Origin of the sequence: Glutamicibacter sp. ZJUTW (assembly GCF_008370855.1) — a bacterium.
GTDB classification, from domain to species: domain Bacteria; phylum Actinomycetota; class Actinomycetes; order Actinomycetales; family Micrococcaceae; genus Glutamicibacter; species Glutamicibacter nicotianae.
The window spans coordinates 3,328,046-3,347,968 of the sequence record NZ_CP043624.1; the positions used below are offsets into that span (position 1 = coordinate 3,328,046).

20 protein-coding genes are annotated in these 19,923 nt (G+C 63.6%); 8 read left to right on the forward strand and 12 right to left on the reverse strand.

All coding sequences use genetic code 11. The annotated features are described in order from the left end of the window. Positions 1-5: 5 nt before the first annotated feature. The 9 genes from F0M17_RS15620 to F0M17_RS15660 all read right to left on the reverse strand — a co-directional run bounded on the left by F0M17_RS15620 (position 6) and on the right by F0M17_RS15660 (position 9,374). Positions 6-1,301 carry an NAD(P)/FAD-dependent oxidoreductase gene (locus tag F0M17_RS15620; RefSeq protein WP_149597505.1) on the reverse strand — a complete coding sequence of 432 codons (1,296 nt, stop codon included), beginning with the start codon at positions 1,299-1,301 and terminating at the stop codon, positions 6-8. A 2-nt stretch (positions 1,302-1,303) separates the two neighbouring features. Continuing rightward, positions 1,304-1,624, reverse strand: a complete 321-nt coding sequence (locus F0M17_RS15625; RefSeq protein ID WP_066143457.1) for a 2Fe-2S iron-sulfur cluster-binding protein — start codon at positions 1,622-1,624, stop codon at positions 1,304-1,306. Positions 1,625-1,675: 51 nt separating this feature from the next. Then, positions 1,676-2,422: an SDR family NAD(P)-dependent oxidoreductase gene (locus tag F0M17_RS15630; protein ID WP_149597506.1), complete on the reverse strand. Its 747-nt coding sequence runs from the start codon at positions 2,420-2,422 to the stop codon at positions 1,676-1,678. Positions 2,423-2,520: 98 nt separating this feature from the next. Continuing rightward, positions 2,521-4,386, reverse strand: coding sequence for a PEP-utilizing enzyme (locus tag F0M17_RS15635; RefSeq protein ID WP_149597783.1), 1,866 nt, complete (start codon positions 4,384-4,386; stop codon positions 2,521-2,523). 56 nt (positions 4,387-4,442) lie between these two features. Next, positions 4,443-5,522, reverse strand: a complete 1,080-nt coding sequence (locus F0M17_RS15640) for a PEP/pyruvate-binding domain-containing protein (RefSeq protein WP_038992927.1) — start codon at positions 5,520-5,522, stop codon at positions 4,443-4,445. Positions 5,523-5,524: 2 nt separating this feature from the next. After that, the gene (locus F0M17_RS15645; protein WP_038992926.1) at positions 5,525-6,826 is read right to left on the reverse strand and encodes a cytochrome P450; all 1,302 of its coding nucleotides are present in this window, start codon (positions 6,824-6,826) and stop codon (positions 5,525-5,527) included. A 132-nt stretch (positions 6,827-6,958) separates the two neighbouring features. Then, entirely contained in the window at positions 6,959-7,786 is an 828-nt protein-coding gene (locus tag F0M17_RS15650; RefSeq protein ID WP_052253976.1) for an IclR family transcriptional regulator, read from the reverse strand. A gap of 132 nt (positions 7,787-7,918) precedes the next feature. Continuing rightward, the gene (locus F0M17_RS15655; RefSeq protein WP_149597507.1) at positions 7,919-8,602 is read right to left on the reverse strand and encodes an HD domain-containing protein; all 684 of its coding nucleotides are present in this window, start codon (positions 8,600-8,602) and stop codon (positions 7,919-7,921) included. Positions 8,603-8,687: 85 nt separating this feature from the next. Further along, a complete protein-coding gene (locus tag F0M17_RS15660) occupies positions 8,688-9,374 on the reverse strand; it encodes an SDR family oxidoreductase (RefSeq protein WP_149597508.1) in 687 nt (228 codons plus the stop codon). A gap of 176 nt (positions 9,375-9,550) precedes the next feature. Here F0M17_RS15660 and F0M17_RS17720 point away from each other — a divergent pair, with 176 nt between their 5' ends. From F0M17_RS17720 to F0M17_RS15685, 6 genes are all read left to right on the forward strand, one after another. Then, positions 9,551-9,763, forward strand: coding sequence for a hypothetical protein (locus F0M17_RS17720; RefSeq protein WP_038992925.1), 213 nt, complete (start codon positions 9,551-9,553; stop codon positions 9,761-9,763). Positions 9,764-9,797: 34 nt separating this feature from the next. Continuing rightward, the gene (locus F0M17_RS15665; protein WP_223308824.1) at positions 9,798-10,331 is read left to right on the forward strand and encodes a DUF488 family protein; all 534 of its coding nucleotides are present in this window, start codon (positions 9,798-9,800) and stop codon (positions 10,329-10,331) included. A gap of 336 nt (positions 10,332-10,667) precedes the next feature. Next, entirely contained in the window at positions 10,668-11,654 is a 987-nt protein-coding gene (locus F0M17_RS15670) for a siderophore ABC transporter substrate-binding protein (RefSeq protein ID WP_121867596.1), read from the forward strand. 93 nt (positions 11,655-11,747) lie between these two features. Beyond that, positions 11,748-12,728 carry an ABC transporter permease gene (locus tag F0M17_RS15675; RefSeq protein WP_143181085.1) on the forward strand — a complete coding sequence of 327 codons (981 nt, stop codon included), beginning with the start codon at positions 11,748-11,750 and terminating at the stop codon, positions 12,726-12,728. A 4-nt stretch (positions 12,729-12,732) separates the two neighbouring features. Beyond that, positions 12,733-13,767 carry an iron chelate uptake ABC transporter family permease subunit gene (locus F0M17_RS15680; RefSeq protein ID WP_052253974.1) on the forward strand — a complete coding sequence of 345 codons (1,035 nt, stop codon included), beginning with the start codon at positions 12,733-12,735 and terminating at the stop codon, positions 13,765-13,767. After that, positions 13,764-14,519 (forward strand): ABC transporter ATP-binding protein, encoded by a 756-nt coding sequence (locus tag F0M17_RS15685; RefSeq protein ID WP_038992921.1) that lies wholly within the window; start codon positions 13,764-13,766, stop codon positions 14,517-14,519. The genes F0M17_RS15680 and F0M17_RS15685 overlap by 4 nt, the downstream gene beginning before the upstream one ends. A gap of 129 nt (positions 14,520-14,648) precedes the next feature. On the opposite strand, the gene F0M17_RS15690 is transcribed toward F0M17_RS15685, so the two are convergent. From F0M17_RS15690 to F0M17_RS15700, 3 genes are all read right to left on the reverse strand, one after another. Continuing rightward, positions 14,649-15,242: a GNAT family N-acetyltransferase gene (locus F0M17_RS15690; RefSeq protein ID WP_149597509.1), complete on the reverse strand. Its 594-nt coding sequence runs from the start codon at positions 15,240-15,242 to the stop codon at positions 14,649-14,651. Positions 15,243-15,292: 50 nt separating this feature from the next. Then, the gene (locus tag F0M17_RS15695) at positions 15,293-16,513 is read right to left on the reverse strand and encodes an MFS transporter (protein ID WP_149597510.1); all 1,221 of its coding nucleotides are present in this window, start codon (positions 16,511-16,513) and stop codon (positions 15,293-15,295) included. Positions 16,514-16,652: 139 nt separating this feature from the next. After that, a complete protein-coding gene (locus F0M17_RS15700; protein WP_149597511.1) occupies positions 16,653-17,435 on the reverse strand; it encodes a carbonic anhydrase in 783 nt (260 codons plus the stop codon). Between the two features lie 229 nt (positions 17,436-17,664). Between F0M17_RS15700 and F0M17_RS15705 the strand changes: the two genes are divergently transcribed. Together F0M17_RS15705 and F0M17_RS15710 are read left to right on the forward strand one after the other, a co-directional pair. After that, positions 17,665-18,300 carry a TetR/AcrR family transcriptional regulator gene (locus F0M17_RS15705; protein ID WP_149597512.1) on the forward strand — a complete coding sequence of 212 codons (636 nt, stop codon included), beginning with the start codon at positions 17,665-17,667 and terminating at the stop codon, positions 18,298-18,300. Positions 18,301-18,304: 4 nt separating this feature from the next. Continuing rightward, complete coding sequence (locus tag F0M17_RS15710; protein WP_149597513.1) at positions 18,305-19,909, forward strand: carboxyl transferase domain-containing protein; 1,605 nt, start codon at positions 18,305-18,307, stop codon at positions 19,907-19,909. The last annotated feature ends 14 nt before the right edge of the window (positions 19,910-19,923 follow it).

Consider the following 19,923-nt stretch of genomic DNA (forward strand, 5'->3'; position numbering starts at 1 on the left):
TGTCCTCAGGCAATCAGGGTCTTGAGTTGGACGGCAGGATCGGCGCTGGCCTGCGGGTCAATGTTCTTCCCGGCGGCCAAAGCCTGCTTCACTGCCATGAAGTCCAGCGGCGCGTTCACGCAGTCGGCGGCGATGATCCGGCCGTCGCGGTAGTACAGCACGGTGAATTTGCCCTTCTCCGGGACTTCGCGCTTCACGGTGGAGTCGAAGCCCAAGGACAGGCCGGCGATCTGCAGTTTCATGTCGGCCTGGTTTGACCAGAACCACGGGATGCCGGCGTAGGCTTCGCGCTGGCCCATCAGGGCGTAGGCTGCCACCTTGGCGTGCTCCACGGCGTTGTTCACCGACTCCAAACGGATGCGTTCGCCCTCGGGCGCTGAGGGGACCGGGTTGGGCATGTTCGCCACGTCGCCGACCACCAGGGTATGGCCATCCGAGGCCAGGGCCGCGTGATCGACAACGATGCCGTTCTCGATGTCCAGGCCGAGCTTCTCGCCGAGTTCGGTGTTCGGGATGACACCGATGCCGACCAGCACGATTTGCGCGTCGATCACCTCTCCGGTTTCCAGCTCGACGGCGCTCACCTGGCCGTCGGCGCCATGGATCTTGCGCACCCGGGCTTCCAGATGGATGTCGAGCCCGCGTTCGCGGTGCTTGCGCAGGAAGTAGCCGCTGGTGTCTTCGCCGACCGCACGGCCGACCAGGCGCGGGCCGTATTCCAGCACGGTGACCTTCTTGCCCATGGCCTGCAGCGAACTGGCCGCTTCCAGTCCGATGAATCCGCCGCCGATGACCACCACATCGGTGGCATTCGGGGCCAGGTCCTTCAGATGCAGTGCGTCATCGGCGTTGCGCAGGTACACCACGCCGTGCAGGTCGCTGCCTTCAGCCTCGAAGCGGCGGGGGCGGGCGCCGACCGCCAGCGCGAGGCGGGTGTAGGGGTAGCGGATGCCGGAGCTGCCCACGGCAACCCCGGAGCCATCCGGGTTGGAGTCGATGTCCTGAATGCGTTCGCCCTTGACCAGGGTGACGTTGTGCTCGTCCCAGTAGTCGTTGGAACGGAAGATCAGCGACTCGCTGCCGATCTTGTCCTGCAGGAATTCCTTGGACAGCGCCGGGCGCTGGTAAGGGCGGTGGCCCTCGTCCCCGAGCAGCGTGATGTGCTCGGTATAGCCCAGTGCGCGCAGCGAGATCGCCAGCTGGACGCCGGACTGGGATGCGCCGATGATCAGCAGGCCGGTGGCGGTGTGCGCCGCCGGGGCCGGGGCGCCGGCGGTGGAGACTGCGGTGGCGGTGTTCATGGCTATACCTGCGTTTCCGGGGTGGTGACGTTGATACTCTGCCCTTCGCACAGCTTGATCTGGCAGGACAGGCGCGAGTTCTCTTCGCGGTCTACCGCGGTGCCGTAGAGCATCTCGTCTTCCATTTCGCTCATCGGCTCCAGCGATTCCAGATCGCTGTCGGCAACGAAGACGTGGCAGGTGGCGCAGGACAGCGAACCGCCGCATTCGCCGACGATGCCTTCGACCCCGTTGCGCACAGCGGTTTCCATCACCGAATCGCCGGTGTTGGCCTCAACGCTGCGTGCGTTGCCTTCGAAATCGGTGAAATTGACTGTCGCCATGATGATCACTCCTCTTTAAGTGATTGAAGTATTGTGGGTTGAAGCGTGTTGTCAGATGAATTGGCGTCCGCCGTCGACGACGAGGGTCTGCCCGGTGATGAAGGATGAGTCCTGGCCGGCCAGGAAGAGCGCGGCGCCGACGATGTCGGCCGGCTGGCTGGCCCGCTTCAGCGCTCCGCGGTCCACGCCGTAGCTGGCGGCGTCTTCCATCAGCCCCAGGCTGGCTTCGGTGAGGGTGAACCCCGGGGCGATGGTGTTCACGGTGATCTCGCGCCGCCCCAGTTCCTTGGCCATCACCCGGCTCAGGGCGATGACTCCGCCCTTGGATGCCACGTAGTGGGCCCACTGCTCGGAGCCGGAGTAGACGGTGGCGCTGGCCAGGTTGATCACGCGGGATCCGGCGGCCAGGAACGGGGAGGCCGCGCGGGTGACCATCCATGGTCCCTTGAGGTTCACACCCATGACCTTGTCCCATTCGCCGGGGTCGATGTCCTCGAACAGCGAGCGGGTCACGGTGGCGTAGATCGCCGCGTTGTTGATCAGCACGTCGATGCGTCCGCCGGCGAATTCCGCGGCGCCGGCCGCCATCTTCTCGGTGGATTGCGGGTCGGTGACATTCACTTCGAAGGCCTGCGCCTGCCCGCCGGCTTCGCGGACCAGCTGCACGGTTTGCTCGGTGCCTGCCAAATCGATGTCGGCGGCGGCTACCTGGTAGCCGCGTTCGGCGAACCCGAGGGCGAAGGCCCGGCCCAGTCCGCCGGCGGCCCCGGTGATCAGCACCGTAGGTGAGCTGCTCATGGATCGTGCCTTTCGTCAGTTGGAGATTCTTGGGCGGGTGCCGGCCCTGGGACGGGCCGGCACCCGGGGTGATCCCGGCTTGGGGTACCGGGACGGAATTAGCCGTGGTTGTGGGAATGGGCTGAAGGCCCGGTCAGCACGGGGCTGTCCACCAGGATTTCCACGGTTCCCTTGCCGCCGTCCACCCGCAGGCGGTCGCCGGTCTTGATGGTGGTCGAGGCGCTGCCGGTACCGGTGACCGCAGGCAGGTCGTATTCGCGGCAGACGATCGCCGCGTGCGACATCATGCCGCCGATATCGGTGACCGTGGCCTTGATCTTCCCGAAGATCGGGCCCCAGCTCGGCGCGGTGATCGGCGCCACCAGGATTTCGCCCGGCTGGATCTGGCCCAGCTCGTCGGCGTGCATGACCACTCGTGCCACGCCCTCGACGGTGCCTGGCGAGGCGGCCATGCCCTTGAGCACGTTCTCCTGGGCGTCCTCGTCATTGCCCAGCCAGGACTGCACCTGTTCGGTGGTGATGCCCCACAGCATGCGGGTGAATGGCTCGGTGATCGATTCCGGCGGGGTGTTCAGCGCCGGGGCCGGGCGCGCGGTCTTCAGCGCGTCGACGATCTGCCGGCGCTTGGCGATCTTCTTGGGCAGGGCCACCGCGGCGATCGGCTCGCCGGCCCCGATGCCGAAGGAGGTGACCAGGTCGAAGAGCACGTCGCGCACCTCGTTGCGGCCCAGGTAGAGCAGGTCCCCTGGATCCTCGAAGACCCCTGCATCGGCCAGCATGCGGGAGAGCTCGCGGACCTTGCGCCAGAAGACGCCCATGGTCCAGTGCTCGATGTAGAAGTTGTGGTTCTCCACGTACGGGTAGGCGGTGGCTGCCAGCGCGCGCTTGGCCTCGAAGACCTGTGCGGTCTCGCCGTCGAGCAGGTCGGCGTATTCCTCGACGATGCGTTCCTTCTCCGCGATCAGCTTTTCGGTGGGACGCAGGATCTGCGCGCCTTCCTCGACGCGGCGGATGTAGTCGGCGATGAAGCCCAGCGGGATTTCCGGGTGCTCATTCCAGTACTTGTCGTGGCCGTAGAAGCCGTTGCCGATGGTGAAGTTGAACCATGGCTCGTGGGCTTCTTCCCACTGCGCGATCCAGCGCTCTCCGCCGGGTGCGGCGGCGATGGCGGCCAGGGTGGCGGCCGGGTCGTCGGTGTTGGAGAAGAGCTCGGACAGCTTGAGCTCGACTGCCAGCAGCGCCAGCGCCTTGAGCTCGTCGTCCGGGCGGAAGAGTTCCATGTCCACGCCCTGCACCATGGTGGCGATGGACTGGTCCGGGATGTTGGGGAACACTTCCTTGCAGAAGTTGAAGAAGTCCAGGTAGGCGATGTAGCCCAGGTTCAGGAATTCGAAGTGGTACTGCCAGTTCTGGTAGGTCAGCGAGATCAGCTCGTCGTAGTTCTCCAGCAGGACCTGCGAGCCGTCCTTGCCCACGCCGTTCTCGATGTCCTCGAAGGGGACGATTTCGGGCAGCGGGTCGAAGCGCAGCGCTTCCATATCGGCAATGGTGCCCTTGACCTTGGTGTGCCAGGCGGCCAGCTTGTTCTCCCAGTCGCCGAAGTAGTGGCCGATGCGTGCTTCGAATTCGGGGACGCGCGCGGCGATCTGCTCATCGGGCACCGGGATCGGGGACATGTACAGGTAGCCCTGGTGGATGCGGAAGTCGATGCCGTTGGCGTTCGGGATCATCAGGTGGCGGGCGTTGTACTGGCCCAGGCACTTGACCGCGAATTCGCCGCCAATGGTCTCGAAGGGCTTGAAGACCGTTGGCCAGTGCTGTGAGTCGCAGAACCAGAACTTGGCGTCTTCCTGCTCCTTGAGCTCGTCTTGGAACACCAGGTAGTACGGGTAGATCTCTTCCCATCCTTCGGCACCTGCTGGCACCGGCAAATCGGATGGCTTGGGGAACGACTTCATTGTCATGGTCATGCACCCTTTCAAGGGGTAAGGGAAGGCTCGGGTGGGAATTGCGATGCGTGCTAGCCGCTGATCTTGGTCAGCGATGCGGTGATGGATCCGAATCCAAGGGATGAGGAGTAGCCGGTGCTCTTGGGCTTGGCTTCCGGGGTCTTGGCCGAATGGACCGTTTCCGGACGGGCCTGCAGAAGCAGCAGGTTTTCGCCCTCGGGCAGGTCGGCGTCGATGGCCCATTCGATATCCTGCGGCGCCTTGTAGTGCTTCTCGGCGCGCTTGGCCAGCTGGGCCACGGCTGCCAGTTCGGTATCGGACAGGCAGCGCACGGTGCGCCGTGCTTCCTCCACGTCGCGTTCCACCAGGGTGTTGGTTGCCGCGTCGGGGACCATCTCGGCATGCTTGTCGCCGATATGCTCGTGGATCACTGCCAGGGTGACCTTGTCCAGCTGGATGTTATCCGGGGTGACAGTTCCCGAGACCACCATTTCGCCCACGCCCCAGGAGGCGTCCACGGTGATCTTGGAGCGGTCGCCGTTGGTGGGGTCCAGGGTCATGGCCACGCCTGCACTCTTGGCGTTGACCATCTTCTGCACGACTACCGCCATGCACAAGCCTTCGTCGGGGATCTGGTTCTTGATCCGGTAGATGATCGCACGGGTGGTGTACAGCGAGGCGAAGCAGGCGCGGATATGGTCTGCCACCTCCCGGTAGCCGTTGAGCCAGAGGTAGGTGTCCTGCTGGCCGGCGAAGGAGGCGTCGGGCAGGTCCTCCGCGGTGGCCGAGGAACGCACCGCCAGCGGCACCTCGCTCTCGAAGCGGGACTGCAACTGCGCGTAGGCCTCCCTCGTCGCGTTGCCCAGCTCTTCGGGGACCGGACGGGAGATGATCATTTCGCGGATGGCCGCGCTGGCGGCGTCAGCGGCCTGCACGTCCTCCGGGTCCAGTCCCTTGAGCTGCTCGGCGATCTCTTCGGAGAGGCCCGAGTGCATGAAGGTGCGGAAGGCTTCGGTGTTGACCACGAATCCCGGGGGAACCGGCATGCCGGCTGCGGTCATGGTGACCAGGGAGGCGCCCTTGCCGCCCAGCGAGTCGAGGGTCGGTTCCTTGCCGCCGTCGAAGAACTCAATGAATTCGTTGTTGCTCATCTCTAGGCCTCTTTCAGCGAATCGGCATCCGCGTTCAGCGTGACGTTCACGAAATCGGGGACGCGGAAGGAAATGTTCTTGCGGAAGGTGATGGCATCGCCATCCACTAGTTGGAGGTTCGGCAGCGCGCTGGCCAGTTCCTCCAGCGCGATCTTCGCCTGCAGCTTGGCGAGCATATTGCCCAGGCAGTAGTGGATGCCGAAGCCGAAGGACAGGTGGTCGCGGGCGTTGGCGCGGGTGATGTCGAAGTCCTCGCCGTTCTCGAAGCGGGATTCGTCGCGGTTAGCCGATCCCATCAGCAGCAATAGTTCTGCACCCTGGGGGATCTGCACGCCGGCGATCTCGGTGTCCTTCAGCGCCTTGCGGCGCCAGCCGACAATGGAGCCGGAATAGCGCAGCACTTCGTCGATGGCCTTGGGGATCTGCTTGGGCTCGGCAACCAGCGCGTCCCAGGCGTCGCGGTGCTCAAGCAGCACGCGCACGCAGTTGGAGATCAGCGTGGTGGTGGTCTCGTGGCCTGCGAACAGCAGCGAGTAGAGCAGCGAGGCGATCTCGTGATCGGTGATCTCCGCACCTTCGTTCTGCGCCTTGACCAGGTCGGCAGTCAGGCTGTCGCCTTCCGTTGCGTGGGCTTCGGCGACCAGCTTCTGGCATTCGTCCCAGTATTCGACCAGGTTGTGGGCGTGCGGGATCTGCTCTTCATCGCTGAGGTCGCCCCAGGTCATGGCCGCACGGGAGTCGCTCCAGCGCTTGTAGGTGTCGACCTTGGAGATGTCGGCGCCGATCAGGGTCACGATGGTGATGGTCGGCAGCGAGTAGGCCAGGTCCGCCACGATTTCCGCATGCCCGTCGCCGCGGGCGAGCATCTGCTCGATGGCGCTGCGCACGTTCTCGCGGATCATCGGCTCCAGCGCCTTGAAGCGGCGCGGGGTGAAGGCCTTCTGCGCAATCGCGCGGATGCGGGTGTGCTCCGGCGGGCGGCGGGCGGACAGGCCGGAGTAGGTGGTGAATCCGCCGTCATTCATGATCTTGGTGGCCTGCGGGCCGCGCTTGCGGACAGGAGCCTGCGCGTTCTCCGAGGAGAAGGTCTCCCAGTCTTCGAAGACCGCCTTCACGTCGTCATAGCGGGTGAGCACGTACAGGCCGGTTCGCTCGTCGAACATGACCGGCTGCTCGCTGCGCATCTTCGCGTAGGACGGGAAGGGGTTCTCCATTGCAAACGGCTCGTACCCGTGATGGCCGGCCGGCGCTTCGGCGCCGAAGCCCATTGGGCATCCGCCCGAGATGGCTGGGGTGCTCGTCATGGAACTGCTCCTTGGGAAATCGATGGGGCACGGTGTGCTCCGCGCCACGTTCACTAACCCAAGTGTTACCTATCCCACACCCCGCGTCATAGCGGGAACTTCCATCCAGTGGAAGCTGTCTTTCCTGCCCAGCTATCCTTCTTCCGACGGATCTTCCTCGGGAACATTCATGTCGGGGCCGGATACGATGCCCAGCAAGGTTTCCAGCGGAATATGCACGGTCGCGGCTTCCAGCCGCCGGGACGTCCCCTGGAGCACGGGCAGGAAACGGTCCATGTTCGCGGCATGGGAGGTCGGGATAACCAGGCCGATGGAACAGCCCAGGCGGCCGGTGTGGAAGACCGGCACCGCGATCGACGAGGTGCCCAGCCGGACCTCCTCATTGGTGGTGGCATACCCCTTCTCGCGGACCCGCTCCAGCTCCTCGCGCAGCTGCTTGGGGTTGCTGCGGGTATGCGCGGTCATTTGCTGCAGGGGCAGTTCCAGATAGGCGTCGGCGACCCACGATTCGGAAAAAGCGAGAATGACCTTGCCCACGGCGGTGGCGTGCAGCGGCAGTCGCCCGCCGACCCGCGAGGCCCGGGCAATGCGCTTGGTGCCGTAGACGCGGTCGATGTACAGGGACATGTTCCCGTCGCGGATGGCCAACTGGCTGGTTTCGCCGGTCAAGGAGAACAGGTCCTGCACGTAAGGGCGGGCAGTGTCGCGAAGTTGCCGGCCGGTGTTCTGGGCGATCGCCCAGAGGCGCAGGCCCAATTGGATGCCGCCGTTGGCGGAGCGGCTGAGCATCCCGGCATCCACCAGTTCGCCCACCAGCCGGTGGGTGGTGGATAGCGGCAGGTCGGCCGCGGCGGAAATTTCGGTCAGGCTCAGCGACCTTCTGGTTGTCTCGAAGGCGGCAAGGATCGCGAGGATCTTCGATGTGACGCTGCGCCCCGGCTGCGAACTGCCACCGGCCATTATGCCTCCTGTTGGAAATCTGTTCATGCCCTCGCATAATCCGCTGGCACAACCCAACAGTAGCCCTCCGGCATGGTCGCTCTTGGGCAACCGGCCGGGCGCACTGCTGCGGGCTCGCCGCGGTTCGGGCGGCTACTGCCCGTCGAGCACGAGCCGTTGCGACAGCATGCTGGCGCGCTGGACCGCGATGAATCCGCTGGCCATGCTCCGGGCCGGCTCGGTGAACAACTGTCCGGCAACCCGTGATTCCACCAGGGTTAACGCCTGGGCGCGGGTCAGGCCGAACCAGTCCATGATGGTGTCCAGCCCATGGCCGGTCAGCCGCCAGAGCTTGTCCGCGTCCTTGACCAGGGAATCCTCGATGCTGGTGGATTCGGCGCGGGAGTCATGTCCGTCGATGATATGGATAATGCGCTCGACATCTTCCTGTGCCACATCATGTTTTTCCAGCAGCCGCGCCGCCAGCTTGGCGCCTTCCTTTTCGTGCTGCAGCACGAGTTCCGGGTTGCCCGCACCCGGCGCGATCGCACTGAGCACGAGGTCCGGATCAACGGCAGACCAGCCGATGTCGTGCAGCAGCATGGCCGGCAACACGATTTTGGCCTCCGCATGCGGGTGGTGCTCCAGCAGCTGATGGGCAATGGACACCGAATACAGCGTGTGGGTGTCATTGCTCCGGACCGCTAGAAGGTCCTTGGCGTCCTCCCACAGCGCCTCCAGCAACGGGTACTGCTCGAACAGATTGGGAGCCGCGCTTCCAATCCTGGCCGAGACATCGCGTCCGTAGTGGTTCGCTGCAGGTTCTAGTTTGGTCATGGTCACATGATCCCACCGGTTGTCCGCGGGCAGAAGCCCGGGCATCCACTCAGTGGAAGCCGCGGACCTCTATCCCGCACTCGCCCTAGAGGATCGCTTCGACGATCGGCATCTTGCCGTCGTAGAAGTTCGCCGTGGTCCGGCGCGCCGCATTGTTGGCCACCACATGGGTGATCACTTCCGCGACATTCTCACGGGAGGTCTGCATCCCCTCGCCGTCAGCGTCCGAATCCTTGAGGTTCCCCGCCTCATCGGCCAGCACCACATGCTTGCTTGCAGGCTCCAAAGTCAGCGCGCCCGGGCCCAGGATCGTGTAGTCCAGGTCGGTGCCGCGCAGGAAGGCATCCGCGTCGTGCTTGGCCTTGGCATAGGGGTAGAAGGAGTTGGACGGGTCCAGGTTATCCACGTCGACCAGCGCACGGCTGTAGGAGACCATCACGAAACGGTCCACCCCGGCCTGCTTGGCAGCCCTCATGGATCGCACTGCCGCCTCGTAATCCACGGCGCGGGTGCGCTGCTCGTTGCCGCCGCCGGCTCCCGCCGAGAACACAATGGCACTGGCACCGGTGAAGGCTTCCGCCAGCTGGTCCACCTCGGCGCTCTCGATATCGAGGACCACCGGCTTGGCACCTGCTGCCTTGATGTCGGCGGCGTGCTCGGGGTTGCGGATCAGCGAATCGACCGCGTAGCCGCGATCAGCCAGCTTGGGAGCCGCCAGCAGGGCGACCTTCCCGTGTCCGCCAATGAGTACTACTCGATTTCCTTCAGCCATGAATTGCTCCTTCTGGTTGATGCTCGTATCTGGCACAACGAGGCCTGCCTTGAGCCTATTCCCTTTACCCGCGCCGCCGACCTCTTCCTGAGTGGCAGCTCAATTGACAGCATTCTTGCTGGCAATCGGCGTATTCTCTGCTTTATAGCATTCGCACTCAACCGAGGATGAAGCTCATGAAGCATAAAACCCTGAATTTGGAACTCAGCAACGACCAGTTCGCAGATTTGGCCAATGCCTTGGAAGACCACCGGGACTACTTCAAGAAACGTGCCGATGAAGCGTCCCTCGGTTTCGGGCTCGATACCGGTTACTGGCAGTCGCGCGCTGCCGAGGTCCAGGAGCTGCTACAACTGGTGCTCAGCTCCGCCAAGCACGAACAGCACTAGCCCGTTTCCTATTCTCTTCCAGGGAGCCAGCACTTTGCCCGCCAGGATTTTCACCATTGGACACTCAACAAGATCCATTGAGGATTTCCTCGCTCTGTTGATGCAGCACGGAATCATGCAGGTGGTGGACGTTCGCAAGCTGGCCGGATCCCGCAAGTTCCCGCAGTTCAACTCCGATGCCTTGCAAGCCTCGTTGAAAGCGGCAGGAATCGGCCTGCATCGCGAGGAGGCTCTGGCCGGCAGGCGCCCGGTGAGCCAGAGCGTCGATTTCGAGGTCAACGCGTGGTGGAGGAACCGCAGCTTCCATAATTACGCCGACCACGCACTCGGCGATGATTTCCTCCACGCAATCCAGCAACTCCAAGAGCGGGCCGTCGGCCAGAAGATTGCGATCATGTGCGCCGAAGCGGTGTGGTGGCGTTGCCACCGCCGAATCATTGCCGATTACCTCTTGGCCCGCGGCGCCGAAGTCCTCCATATCATTGATGGACCCGAGGCCAAGGCCGCTGAGCTGAGCCCTGGCGCCGTGATTGGCCCGCAGCTGAGGATTACCTACCCGGCCGCCTGATACGCGGCGGGAAAGATTAGGCAATAATGCCCTTTATTCCGTCATGGAAATCGTTACCGGTGCAATTCATGACGTTCCCTGACGCGGCCGTCGAAGCAATATGGACTAATTAAACAAGGTGGACGGTCGTTATTTACCCCGGAAATCGCCCAGTCAACTAGGGGCAACCTCGGAAAGTGCCAAATTTTCCTGCTGTGCCCCGCGCGTAGTTCGGGCATTCGGGTGATTTACCTAACATAAGGGCGGCTTAGCTTAATTCGCTCAGATAAGGCTAAGCTAATTATGAGATCACTCAATAGCGCAACCAACGCCGGTTGCTGTTCGAAGAAGGAATACATGTCCTCCATGAAGCTTCGCGCTGCCGCACTGCTGAGCATCGCCGCGCTGTCCCTGACCGCTTGCGGTTCCGCAACCGATACCGCTGCCGAGGCCAAGGCCGGCGATGCCAAGACTGTCACCATCACCGACAACGAAGGCGAGAAGACCATCACGGTTCCCGCAAAGTCTGTCGTTGCAACCGATAACCGCACCTTCGAGACCCTCGATTCCTGGGGCATCGAGCTGACCGCAGGCGCCGTGTCCCTGATGCCGGACACCATCTCCTACACCAAGGACGAGAAGATCCTGGATTTGGGAAGCCATAAGGAACCAAACCTGGAATCGGTAGTCACCGTCGACCCTGACTTGATCATCAACGGCCAGCGCTACACCCAGCACGCCGAGAAGTTCAAGGAACTGGCACCAGAGGCCACCATCGTTTCCCTCGACCCACGCGAAGGCGAGCCATTCAACACCGAGCTGGAACGCCAGGTCACCACCCTGGGCGAAATCTTCGGCAAGCAGGCCGAGGCCAAGAAGCTCGTTGAGGATTTCCAGGCCGCCGAGAAGCGCGTAACCGATGCCTACAACAAGGACGAGACCGTCATGGGCCTGATCGCCTCGGGCGGCGAGCTGGGCTACTCGGCTCCGACCACCGGCCGCACCGTCGGCCCGATGTTCGACTTCCTGGGCCTGACCCCGGCCCTGGAGCTCGAAGAGTCCTCCACCGACCACGAGGGCGACGACGTTTCGGTCGAGGCCATCGCCAAGTCGAACCCTGACTGGATCATCGTCATGGACCGCGACGCAGCTGTTGCCGCTGATGGTGCCGACTACCAGCCTGCCAAGGAACTGCTGGAGAATTCCGAAGCGTTGCAGAACGTCACTGCTGCCAAGGAAGCCCAGGTTATCGTGATGCCGGCTGACACATACACCAACGAGAGCATCCAGACCTACACCGAGTTCCTGAATGATTTCGCTGACGCCTTGGAAGCTGCCAAGTAAGCGTCTTGAACTCCCCTGGCCTCTAGTGGCGAAGCCGGATTCCGGCTTCGCCACTAGAGGCGCATTCCCACCACATATTTCCACGGCGGCATTATGACAAGCACGACCCTCCCGGCCCGGACCAAGAGCAAGGTCCTCACCGGCAAACTCGCACTGGGCATCCTCGCGGTGCTGGTGCTGCTGGCGTTCTCGCTGTTCACCGGCGTCTACGACATCTTCGGCAAGGACGACGGCGCGATGATGTTCGCCGTCACGCGCATTCCGCGCACCATCGCACTGGTGCTCGCCGGTGCCGCCATGGCCATGAGCGGATTGGTCATGCAGCTGCTGACCCAGAACCGCTTCGTGGAGCCGACCACCACCGGCACCACCGAATGGGCCGGACTGGGCTTGCTGACCATGCTGGTCTTCTTCCCCACCGCCACCTTGCTGGCCAAGATGAGCGTGGCGATTGCCTTCGCCTTCATCGGCACCATGATCTTCTTCCTGTTCCTGCAGCGGGTTTCGCTCAAGGCATCGCTGACCGTGCCGATCGTGGGCATCATGCTCGGCTCCGTCGTCGGCGCCTTCTCCACCTTCTTCGCCCTGTCCACCGACAAGCTGCAGTCCATGGGCATCTGGCTGGCCGGCTCCTTCACCTCGGTGATCCGCGGGCAGTACGAGGTGCTGTGGATCGTGGCCATCGTGGCAGTAGCCATCTACATCGTTGCCGACCGCTTCACCGTGGCCGGATTGGGCGAGGAAATCGCCACCAACGTGGGCCTGAACTACCGCCAGGTGATGCTGCTGGGCACCGCGCTGATCGCGGTCGCCACCGGCGTGGTCACCGTGGTGATTGGCAATCTGCCATTCCTCGGGTTGATCGTGCCGAATATCGTCTCGATGGTCCGCGGCGACGACCTGCGCAGCAACCTGCCCTGGGTCTGCCTGCTGGGCATCGCGATCACCACGATCTGCGATCTTGTAGGCCGCACCATCATCATGCCGTTCGAGGTTCCGGTCTCGCTGATCCTGGGCGTGCTCGGCGCCGTCGTTTTCATCTTCCTGCTCCTGAGGCAGCGGAAAATTGGCTAATCTCATGACTCACCCCGCCTTGGGCACCCATCACGCCGGACGCTCGGCAGGCCCGCTTCCCACCAAGCAGGTCCGCAAGCGCTACTGGATCACCCTGTCCATCATGATCGGGCTGGCCCTGTTCTTCGGCATCGGCCTGCTCGCATGGGACAACCCCATGCCCTTCGGCTCCGACGGCTTCTGGATCATCGCCAAGCTGCGCGCCAGCAACATCCTGACCATGGTGATCGTGGCGGCCTGCCAGGCCATCGCCACCGTCGCCTTCCAGACGGTCACCAACAACCGCATCATCACCCCATCGATCATGGGCTTCGAAGCCTTGTACCGCGTGGTGCAGACCGGCGCGGTCTTCGTGCTGGGCGTGGCCGGCGTGACCTTCTTTACCGGGGTCAGCCAGTTCGTGTTGCAAGTGGCGATCATGGTGGGCCTGTCGGTGGCGCTGTACGGCTGGCTGCTGTCCGGCAAGCTGGGCAACATCCAGATCATGCTGCTGGTGGGCATCATCATCGGCACCGGGCTGGGTTCCATCGCCACGTTCATGCAGCGCCTGCTGACCCCGAGCGAATTCGACGTGCTCACCGCACGCCTGTTCGGCTCGATGGCCAACGCCGACATGAGCTACATGCCGGTGGCCATCCCGCTGGTGCTGATCGCCGGCGGCTACCTGGTGCTGTCCTCCAAGAAGATGAACATCCTCGCCCTGGGCAAGGAAACCACCATCAATCTGGGCATCAACCACCGCCGCGAAGTCATGAAGTCCCTGTTCTTCATCTCCATCCTCATGGCGGTCACCACCGCGCTGGTTGGCCCGCTGACCTTCCTCGGCTTCCTGGTGGCCACCTTGGCCTACCAGCTGGCCGACACCTATGACCACCGCTTCATCTACCCGATGTCATTCCTCATCGGCTTCGTGGTCCTGGCCGGCGCCTACTTCATCATGAAGAACGTCTTCTACGCCGAAGGCGTGGTTGGCATCATCATCGAAGCCGTCGGCGGCATTACCTTCTTGATCTTCATCCTGCGAAAGGGCCGGCTGTGATTACCCTCAATTCCGTCAGCAAGCAGTACAGCTCCACGGTCTCCATCGGCCCGGTCAGCTTGGAAATCCCCACCGGCGGGATCACCGCGCTGGTTGGCCCGAACGGAGCTGGCAAGTCCACCATGCTCACCATGGTCGGGCGCCTGCTGGGCATCGACCAGGGCTCCATCGAGGTCTCCGGCTACGACGTGTCCAAGACCAATTCCAAGGACCTGGCCAAGATCGTCTCGATCCTGCGACAGGAGAACCACTTCGTCACCCGCCTGACCGTGCGCCAGCTGGTGGGCTTCGGCCGCTACCCGCACTCCAAGGGCCGGCTGACCCAGGCCGATGAAGAGATCATCTCGCGCTCCATCGACTTCCTGGATCTGGGCGAACTGGAAGCCCGCTACCTGGATGAGCTTTCCGGCGGCCAGCGCCAGCGCGCCTACGTGGCCATGGTTCTGGCTCAGGACACCGACACGGTGCTGCTAGATGAGCCGCTGAACAACTTGGACATGAAGCACTCGGTAGTGATGATGCAGCACCTGCAGCGCGCTGCCCGCGAGCTGAACCGAACCATCGTGATCGTGCTGCACGACATCAATTTCGCCGGGCACTACGCGGACTACATCTGCGCCATGAAGCAGGGCAAGGTGGTGCACTTCGGCACCCCGACGCAGATCATGCAGGACGAAATCCTCAGCGAAGTTTTCGAGACTCCGGTCAACGTCGTTCCGGGCCCCAGCGGCCCGCTGGCGGTGTACTACTGAGCCCGCGCAACTTCTGCACAGCAAGACCCCATGTGCACAGCAAGACCCCATGACCGTCAGTGGTCACGGGGTCTTGCTGTGTCTCGGCAACTTTGATGAGGTTCCCATGCTAAAACTCGAAGAGCCCCTTCAGCAGGAAGTCGAGTCCGTCCATTCCTCGGCCAACAGCGCATAGGCCATGGAATCCATCCATTCCCCGTTGCGGTGCAGGCTGTCCTTGCGGCCGTAGAATTCCTTGCGCATCCCCACGCGCTCCATCAATTTCCACGATGGCTCATTGGCAGCGAAGCATTCGGCAGTAATCCGGCGCAAGCCAAGAGGGCCGAAGCACAGGCCGATGGCAGCACGGATCGCTTCGGTGGCGTAGCCTTTGCCGCCGTAGGCCGGGTCGAAGCTCCAGCCGAGGTTGCCTTCAACGCCCTTGCCGTGCTGCGCAATTTCGCTTTGCCCCCAGCCATCGACGATATTCAGCATGACCGTGCCAATCAGCTCAGTCCCCTGGCCGGTATCCAGTTCCACCGCCAGGTCCTTCAGCGGATAGTCCTTCGCAATGAACATGGCGCGGAAATCTTCCAGTGATTCAGGGCCAGCGGTGATCCACTGCGTAACTTCGGCAAGCTGCCGGTAGCGCCAGAGCGCTTCCACATCATCCGGCGTCACCCGGCGCAAGCTCAGCCGCTCGGTGCGTACCGGCCAGCTGATCTTCTTCAGCGCATCTTCCATGCTCCAAGCCTATCCGCAGGTATTCGAGATGAGCGCTAGTCGCGACCGCTTTACTGCACGTCCCCGTCCTCAGGTGATTTCTTTCCGCGCAGCACCGGCGAGCAAATCAGCACTACCAGACCCGCAATGGGGAAAACCAGCAGGGCCAGCCGCAACCCGACATTCCCGGCAAGGAATCCGACCAGTGGCGGCGAGAGCAAGAAGCCCAATCGCATGAGCCAGGAGACAATGCTCAACCCGGTTCCCGGGGACAGGCCCGGCAGCTTGTCGGCTTGGTCCATCACCGCCGGGACCAGAGTTGCCGAGCCGAATCCAGCCGCCGCGAAACCCAGCAAGGTGCCCGGCACACTGGGGAACAGCAAAGCCAAGCCCATGCCGAGCGCTATCAGCGCGCCGCCTAACTGGGCCATGCTGCGCTGGCCAAAGCGGTTGACCATCCCATCGCCGAGGATCCGGCCAACGAACTGGGCGCCAACCAAGGCGATGAACCCGCTGGCCGCCAGTGCCGCTGGTGCCCCGAGCTCACCCAGATACAGTGTCGACCAGGAATTTCCGGCATCCTCGACCATCACTCCAGCCACGGAGATCAAGACCAAGGCGCTCATCATCAGCAGCAGCCGGCCGCGGGACCCTGCTGGGCGCGCGGTCCGGATGGCCTCGGCAGCCGGCGGCTCAACGGGTTCGATGGCCGCCTGCTCAGCGGACCGGGGCAGGCAGAATTTCAATGCGATCAGCGCCACCACGGCGAACAGCGCCATCGATATGCCCAAATGCACCGGCAGCGCCAGGTTCAGCCGAATCGCCCCGGCGGCCATCAAGCCGCCAAGCACCGCTCCGACAGACCACAAGGCGTGGAAGGAGTTCAAGATCGAACGCCCATAACGCCGTTGCACCACCAAGCCGTGCGCATTCTGCCCGACATCCGTAATCGAGTCCATGGCACCGCCCACGGCGAAAGCCAGCACCACCCAGAGCACCCCCGGGGCGCTGCCGGCGGCGAGCAATGCCGCACCGGTAGCCATCGTGCCGAAGACGGCAACTTGCGCGGAACCGAATCGGCGCACCAGCGCACCGGCGGCCAACCCGGCAAGGATCGCCCCGACGGGCCACGCCGTAACCAGCAAGCCGTAGCTTGCGGTGTCCAATCCCAGTTCCCGCTTCAACTCGGGAAGACGCGGCGCCATATTGGCAAAAAGCGCTCCATTGGTGAGGAACAGGGCAGCGACTGCTGCACGGGCGCGGGAGTTTGCACTGGGTTCGGTGGCTGTCATGGGGCCTTTCACCGCAGCTGGCTGCGGACTGGTCACTGGCGAATGCTGCAATGGCATCCAGCGTCGAGAGTACCAGTGCCGCTGCGGCTGCATGGCGGCACCGTGCCGATAAGCCCGGGAGTTGGATTTCTCCGGATGGTCAGCCCTCCAGCCAGCTCACCTCTCCGGTCTCCAGGTCGTAGACCGCCGGCACCACCCGGGTCCGCTGTTCTTCCACCGCCTTGCGGATGATGGCAGAGCGCTCGAGCAGCTGCTCAACCACGGCTCGGGCATTGGCCTGCACCACCGTGTCCACCGCTTCGCTTCCCGATCCCTCGACTCCTGCTGTGCGGGCTACGGGTGCAATCTGTGCGGCGAAGTCTTCCATCTCCCCGGGCAACTGCGGGTTCCCGGCATCTTTCTCCATCGCCTTCAGCGTGCCCGTCACCGCGCCGCAGGCGGTGTGCCCGAGGATCACCAGCAGCGGTGCCGAATACGGACTGGAGACAGCGAATTCCATGCTGCCCACCAAGGTGTCATCGAGCACGGCACCGGCTGTCCGGGTGACGAACAGGTCTCCAATCCCCTGGTCGAACAGGAGCTCGGGGGTGACGCGGGAATCCACGCAGCCGTGAATCAATGCGAAGGGGCTCTGGTGCTCGGCTTGATCGCTGCGCCGGTCAAGTGCCTGATTGGGGTGCTCCGGCTTGCCGGCGCAATAGCGCCGGTTTCCGGCGCGCAGCACCTGCAGCACTTCGTCGGGGGTCTGCGGCGGTTCGGCCAGATGTGCGCGATCCGCGTCGGGGGCTTGCGGCGAAGCGCAGGCTGCCAGTCCGGCCAGGGCAAGGAACCCGGAAGCGCCGGCGAGCAGACCGCGGCGCGAAGGGCCGGTCGAGGTTGCATCGTTGCATTTGGGGGTTGCTGATTCGGGTTGCGGCATCATGCCTTCCTGTGGCGTCTGATGAGCTGAAAAGCCGGATTATCTATAGCTTGTCAGTAAATAACATCAAGCAGTCTATTGTTATGCATTTGATTCATGAATAGCAGGCGTCATATTTCGGCGAGTTTTAATATGCCGGCAACAGGAGGCTGTGATTGACACCACAACTTTTCTTCGGTTGTATGGACACTGTCAATCGATCGATTGATTCTTGAGGCACAGGGTGGTGTTCATGGAACTGGGAAAGGTCCAGCAAGCAGCCGTAGCCTGCTTTGCCCAGCGCGGCTTCGCCGCCACGGGCATCCGCGAACTGGGCAGCGCGGTGGGGCTGAACTCGGCCACCCTCTACCACTATGTCGGCGGCAAGGAAGACCTGTTGCTGGGCATCATGAACGACTGCCTGACCGCCATGATCTCCGGCGCCAAGCAGGCGCTGGACGGCAGCACCGACCCGGTGCGCCAGCTCGCCTTGCTCGTGGCCTTCCACGTCGGATTCACCGCCACCAACCCCAGCACCGCACGCGTCACCGAATATGAGATGCGTGCCCTGTCTGGCGAATCCCGCGAGCAGATGCAGGCACTGCGCGACGAATACGAGCGGCTCTTCGCCGTCACGCTGAAGGCCGGCGAGCGCCAGGGAAGCTTCAGCACCGCGGACCTGGGCATCGCACGCCTGGCACTGATGGAAATGGGCACCGGCGTCTCGCACTGGTACCGCCCAGATGGCCGGCTCTCGCTGGCCGAGGTACAGCTGAATTTCATTTCCCTGGCCATGCGCATCCTCGCCGTGCCCGTCGAATTCCCGCTGCCACCGCAGCAGCTGCCCGTACCCCAGGTAATCGCCAGCGAACCGACCAGCAAGGACTGACTTCGTGAAGACCCTTTCCTCCCAACTGAACCCCGAGCAGTTCGAGCGCAACGCCGCGGACCAGGCTCCGCTGCTGGCCGAACTGCACGAACGGCTCGAACGCGCCGCGCGCGGCGGCTCCGAGAAATCCCGGCAGCGGCATGTGGATCGCGGCAAGCTGCTGCCCCGAGAGCGGGTAGACGCGCTGCTGGATGACGGTTCGCCCTTCCTGGAAATCGCCCCGCTGGCCGCCGAGGACATGTACGGCGGCGCGAGCCCCGGTGCCGGAGTAATTGCCGGCATCGGCCTGGTGCATGGGCGGCACGTGCTGGTCATCGCCAATGACGCCACAGTCAAGGGCGGCACCTACTTCCCGATGACCGTCAAGAAGCACCTGCGCGCCCAGGAAATCGCGTTGGAGAACAAGCTCCCGTGCATCTACCTGGTGGATTCGGGCGGAGCGTTCCTGCCGATGCAGGACGAGGTGTTCCCGGACCGCGAGCACTTCGGGCGCATCTTCTACAACCAGGCGCAGCTTTCGGCGGCCAAGATTCCGCAGTTGGCAGCGGTGCTCGGCTCCTGCACTGCCGGCGGCGCCTACGTGCCGGCGATGAGCGACGAGACGGTGATCGTGCGCAACCAGGGCACGATCTTCCTCGGCGGCCCGCCGCTGGTGAAGGCGGCCATCGGGGAAATCGTCACGGCCGAGGAACTGGGCGGCGGCGACCTGCATGCCAAGACCTCCGGGGTGGTGGACCACCTGGCCGAGAACGACGAGCATGCGCTGATGATCATCCGCGATATCGTCTCGACCCTGCCGGCCAACCCGGCCCCTGCCTGGAGCATCGAGGAGCAGGTGGCCGAGCCGCTGTACCCGGGCAGCGAACTGGCAGGTGTGGTGCCGGTGGATGTCAACGCGCCCTACGACGTGCACGAGGTCATCGCCCGCATTGTCGATTCCAGCAAGTTCCACGAGTTCAAGGCCGAATACGGCACCACCCTGGTCACCGGCTTCGCGCACATCCATGGCCACCAGGTGGGCATCATCGCCAATAACGGCGTGCTGTTCTCGGAATCCGCGATGAAGGGGGCGCACTTCATCGAGCTGTGCGACCAGCGCGGCATTCCGTTGCTCTTCCTGCAGAACCTCGCGGGGTTCATGGTGGGCCGCGACTACGAGGCCGATGGCATTGCCAAGCACGGGGCGAAGATGGTCACCGCGGTGGCCACCGCCCGGGTTCCCAAGCTGACCGTGATCATCGGCGGCTCCTTCGGCGCCGGCAACTACTCGATGTGCGGCCGGGCCTACTCCCCGCGATTCCTGTGGATGTGGCCGAACGCGCGGATCTCGGTGATGGGCGGGGCCCAGGCTTCATCCGTGTTGTCCACGGTCAAGCGCGACGGGATCGAGGCGGCCGGCGGCAACTGGAGCGATGAGGAAGAGGAAGCGTTCAAGGCGCCAATCCGCGAGCAATACGAAACCCAGGGCAACCCCTACTATTCCACCGCCAGACTATGGGACGACGGGGTCATCGACCCGGCCGATACCCGCCGGGTGCTCGGCCTGGCCCTGGATGTCTGCGCCCGCCAGCCACTGCCGGAGACCAGCTTCGGCCTCTTCCGGATGTAGTGCGAGGAAAGAAC

Coding starts and splice junctions, on each gene's coding strand:
- F0M17_RS15630 (WP_149597506.1), bottom strand. CDS start 2,422: ATGAGCAGCTCACCTACGGTGCTGATCACCGGGGCCGCCGGCGGACTG.
- F0M17_RS15675 (WP_143181085.1), top strand. CDS start 11,748: ATGACAAGCACGACCCTCCCGGCCCGGACCAAGAGCAAGGTCCTCACC.
- F0M17_RS15655 (WP_149597507.1), bottom strand. CDS start 8,602: ATGACCAAACTAGAACCTGCAGCGAACCACTACGGACGCGATGTCTCG.
- F0M17_RS15650 (WP_052253976.1), bottom strand. CDS start 7,786: ATGGCCGGTGGCAGTTCGCAGCCGGGGCGCAGCGTCACATCGAAGATC.
- F0M17_RS15640 (WP_038992927.1), bottom strand. CDS start 5,522: ATGAGCAACAACGAATTCATTGAGTTCTTCGACGGCGGCAAGGAACCG.
- F0M17_RS15690 (WP_149597509.1), bottom strand. CDS start 15,242: ATGGAAGATGCGCTGAAGAAGATCAGCTGGCCGGTACGCACCGAGCGG.
- F0M17_RS15695 (WP_149597510.1), bottom strand. CDS start 16,513: ATGACAGCCACCGAACCCAGTGCAAACTCCCGCGCCCGTGCAGCAGTC.
- F0M17_RS15660 (WP_149597508.1), bottom strand. CDS start 9,374: ATGGCTGAAGGAAATCGAGTAGTACTCATTGGCGGACACGGGAAGGTC.
- F0M17_RS15635 (WP_149597783.1), bottom strand. CDS start 4,386: ATGACAATGAAGTCGTTCCCCAAGCCATCCGATTTGCCGGTGCCAGCA.
- F0M17_RS15645 (WP_038992926.1), bottom strand. CDS start 6,826: ATGACGAGCACCCCAGCCATCTCGGGCGGATGCCCAATGGGCTTCGGC.
- F0M17_RS15705 (WP_149597512.1), top strand. CDS start 17,665: ATGGAACTGGGAAAGGTCCAGCAAGCAGCCGTAGCCTGCTTTGCCCAG.
- F0M17_RS17720 (WP_038992925.1), top strand. CDS start 9,551: ATGAAGCATAAAACCCTGAATTTGGAACTCAGCAACGACCAGTTCGCA.
- F0M17_RS15625 (WP_066143457.1), bottom strand. CDS start 1,624: ATGGCGACAGTCAATTTCACCGATTTCGAAGGCAACGCACGCAGCGTT.
- F0M17_RS15680 (WP_052253974.1), top strand. CDS start 12,733: ATGACTCACCCCGCCTTGGGCACCCATCACGCCGGACGCTCGGCAGGC.
- F0M17_RS15700 (WP_149597511.1), bottom strand. CDS start 17,435: ATGATGCCGCAACCCGAATCAGCAACCCCCAAATGCAACGATGCAACC.
- F0M17_RS15620 (WP_149597505.1), bottom strand. CDS start 1,301: ATGAACACCGCCACCGCAGTCTCCACCGCCGGCGCCCCGGCCCCGGCG.
- F0M17_RS15670 (WP_121867596.1), top strand. CDS start 10,668: ATGTCCTCCATGAAGCTTCGCGCTGCCGCACTGCTGAGCATCGCCGCG.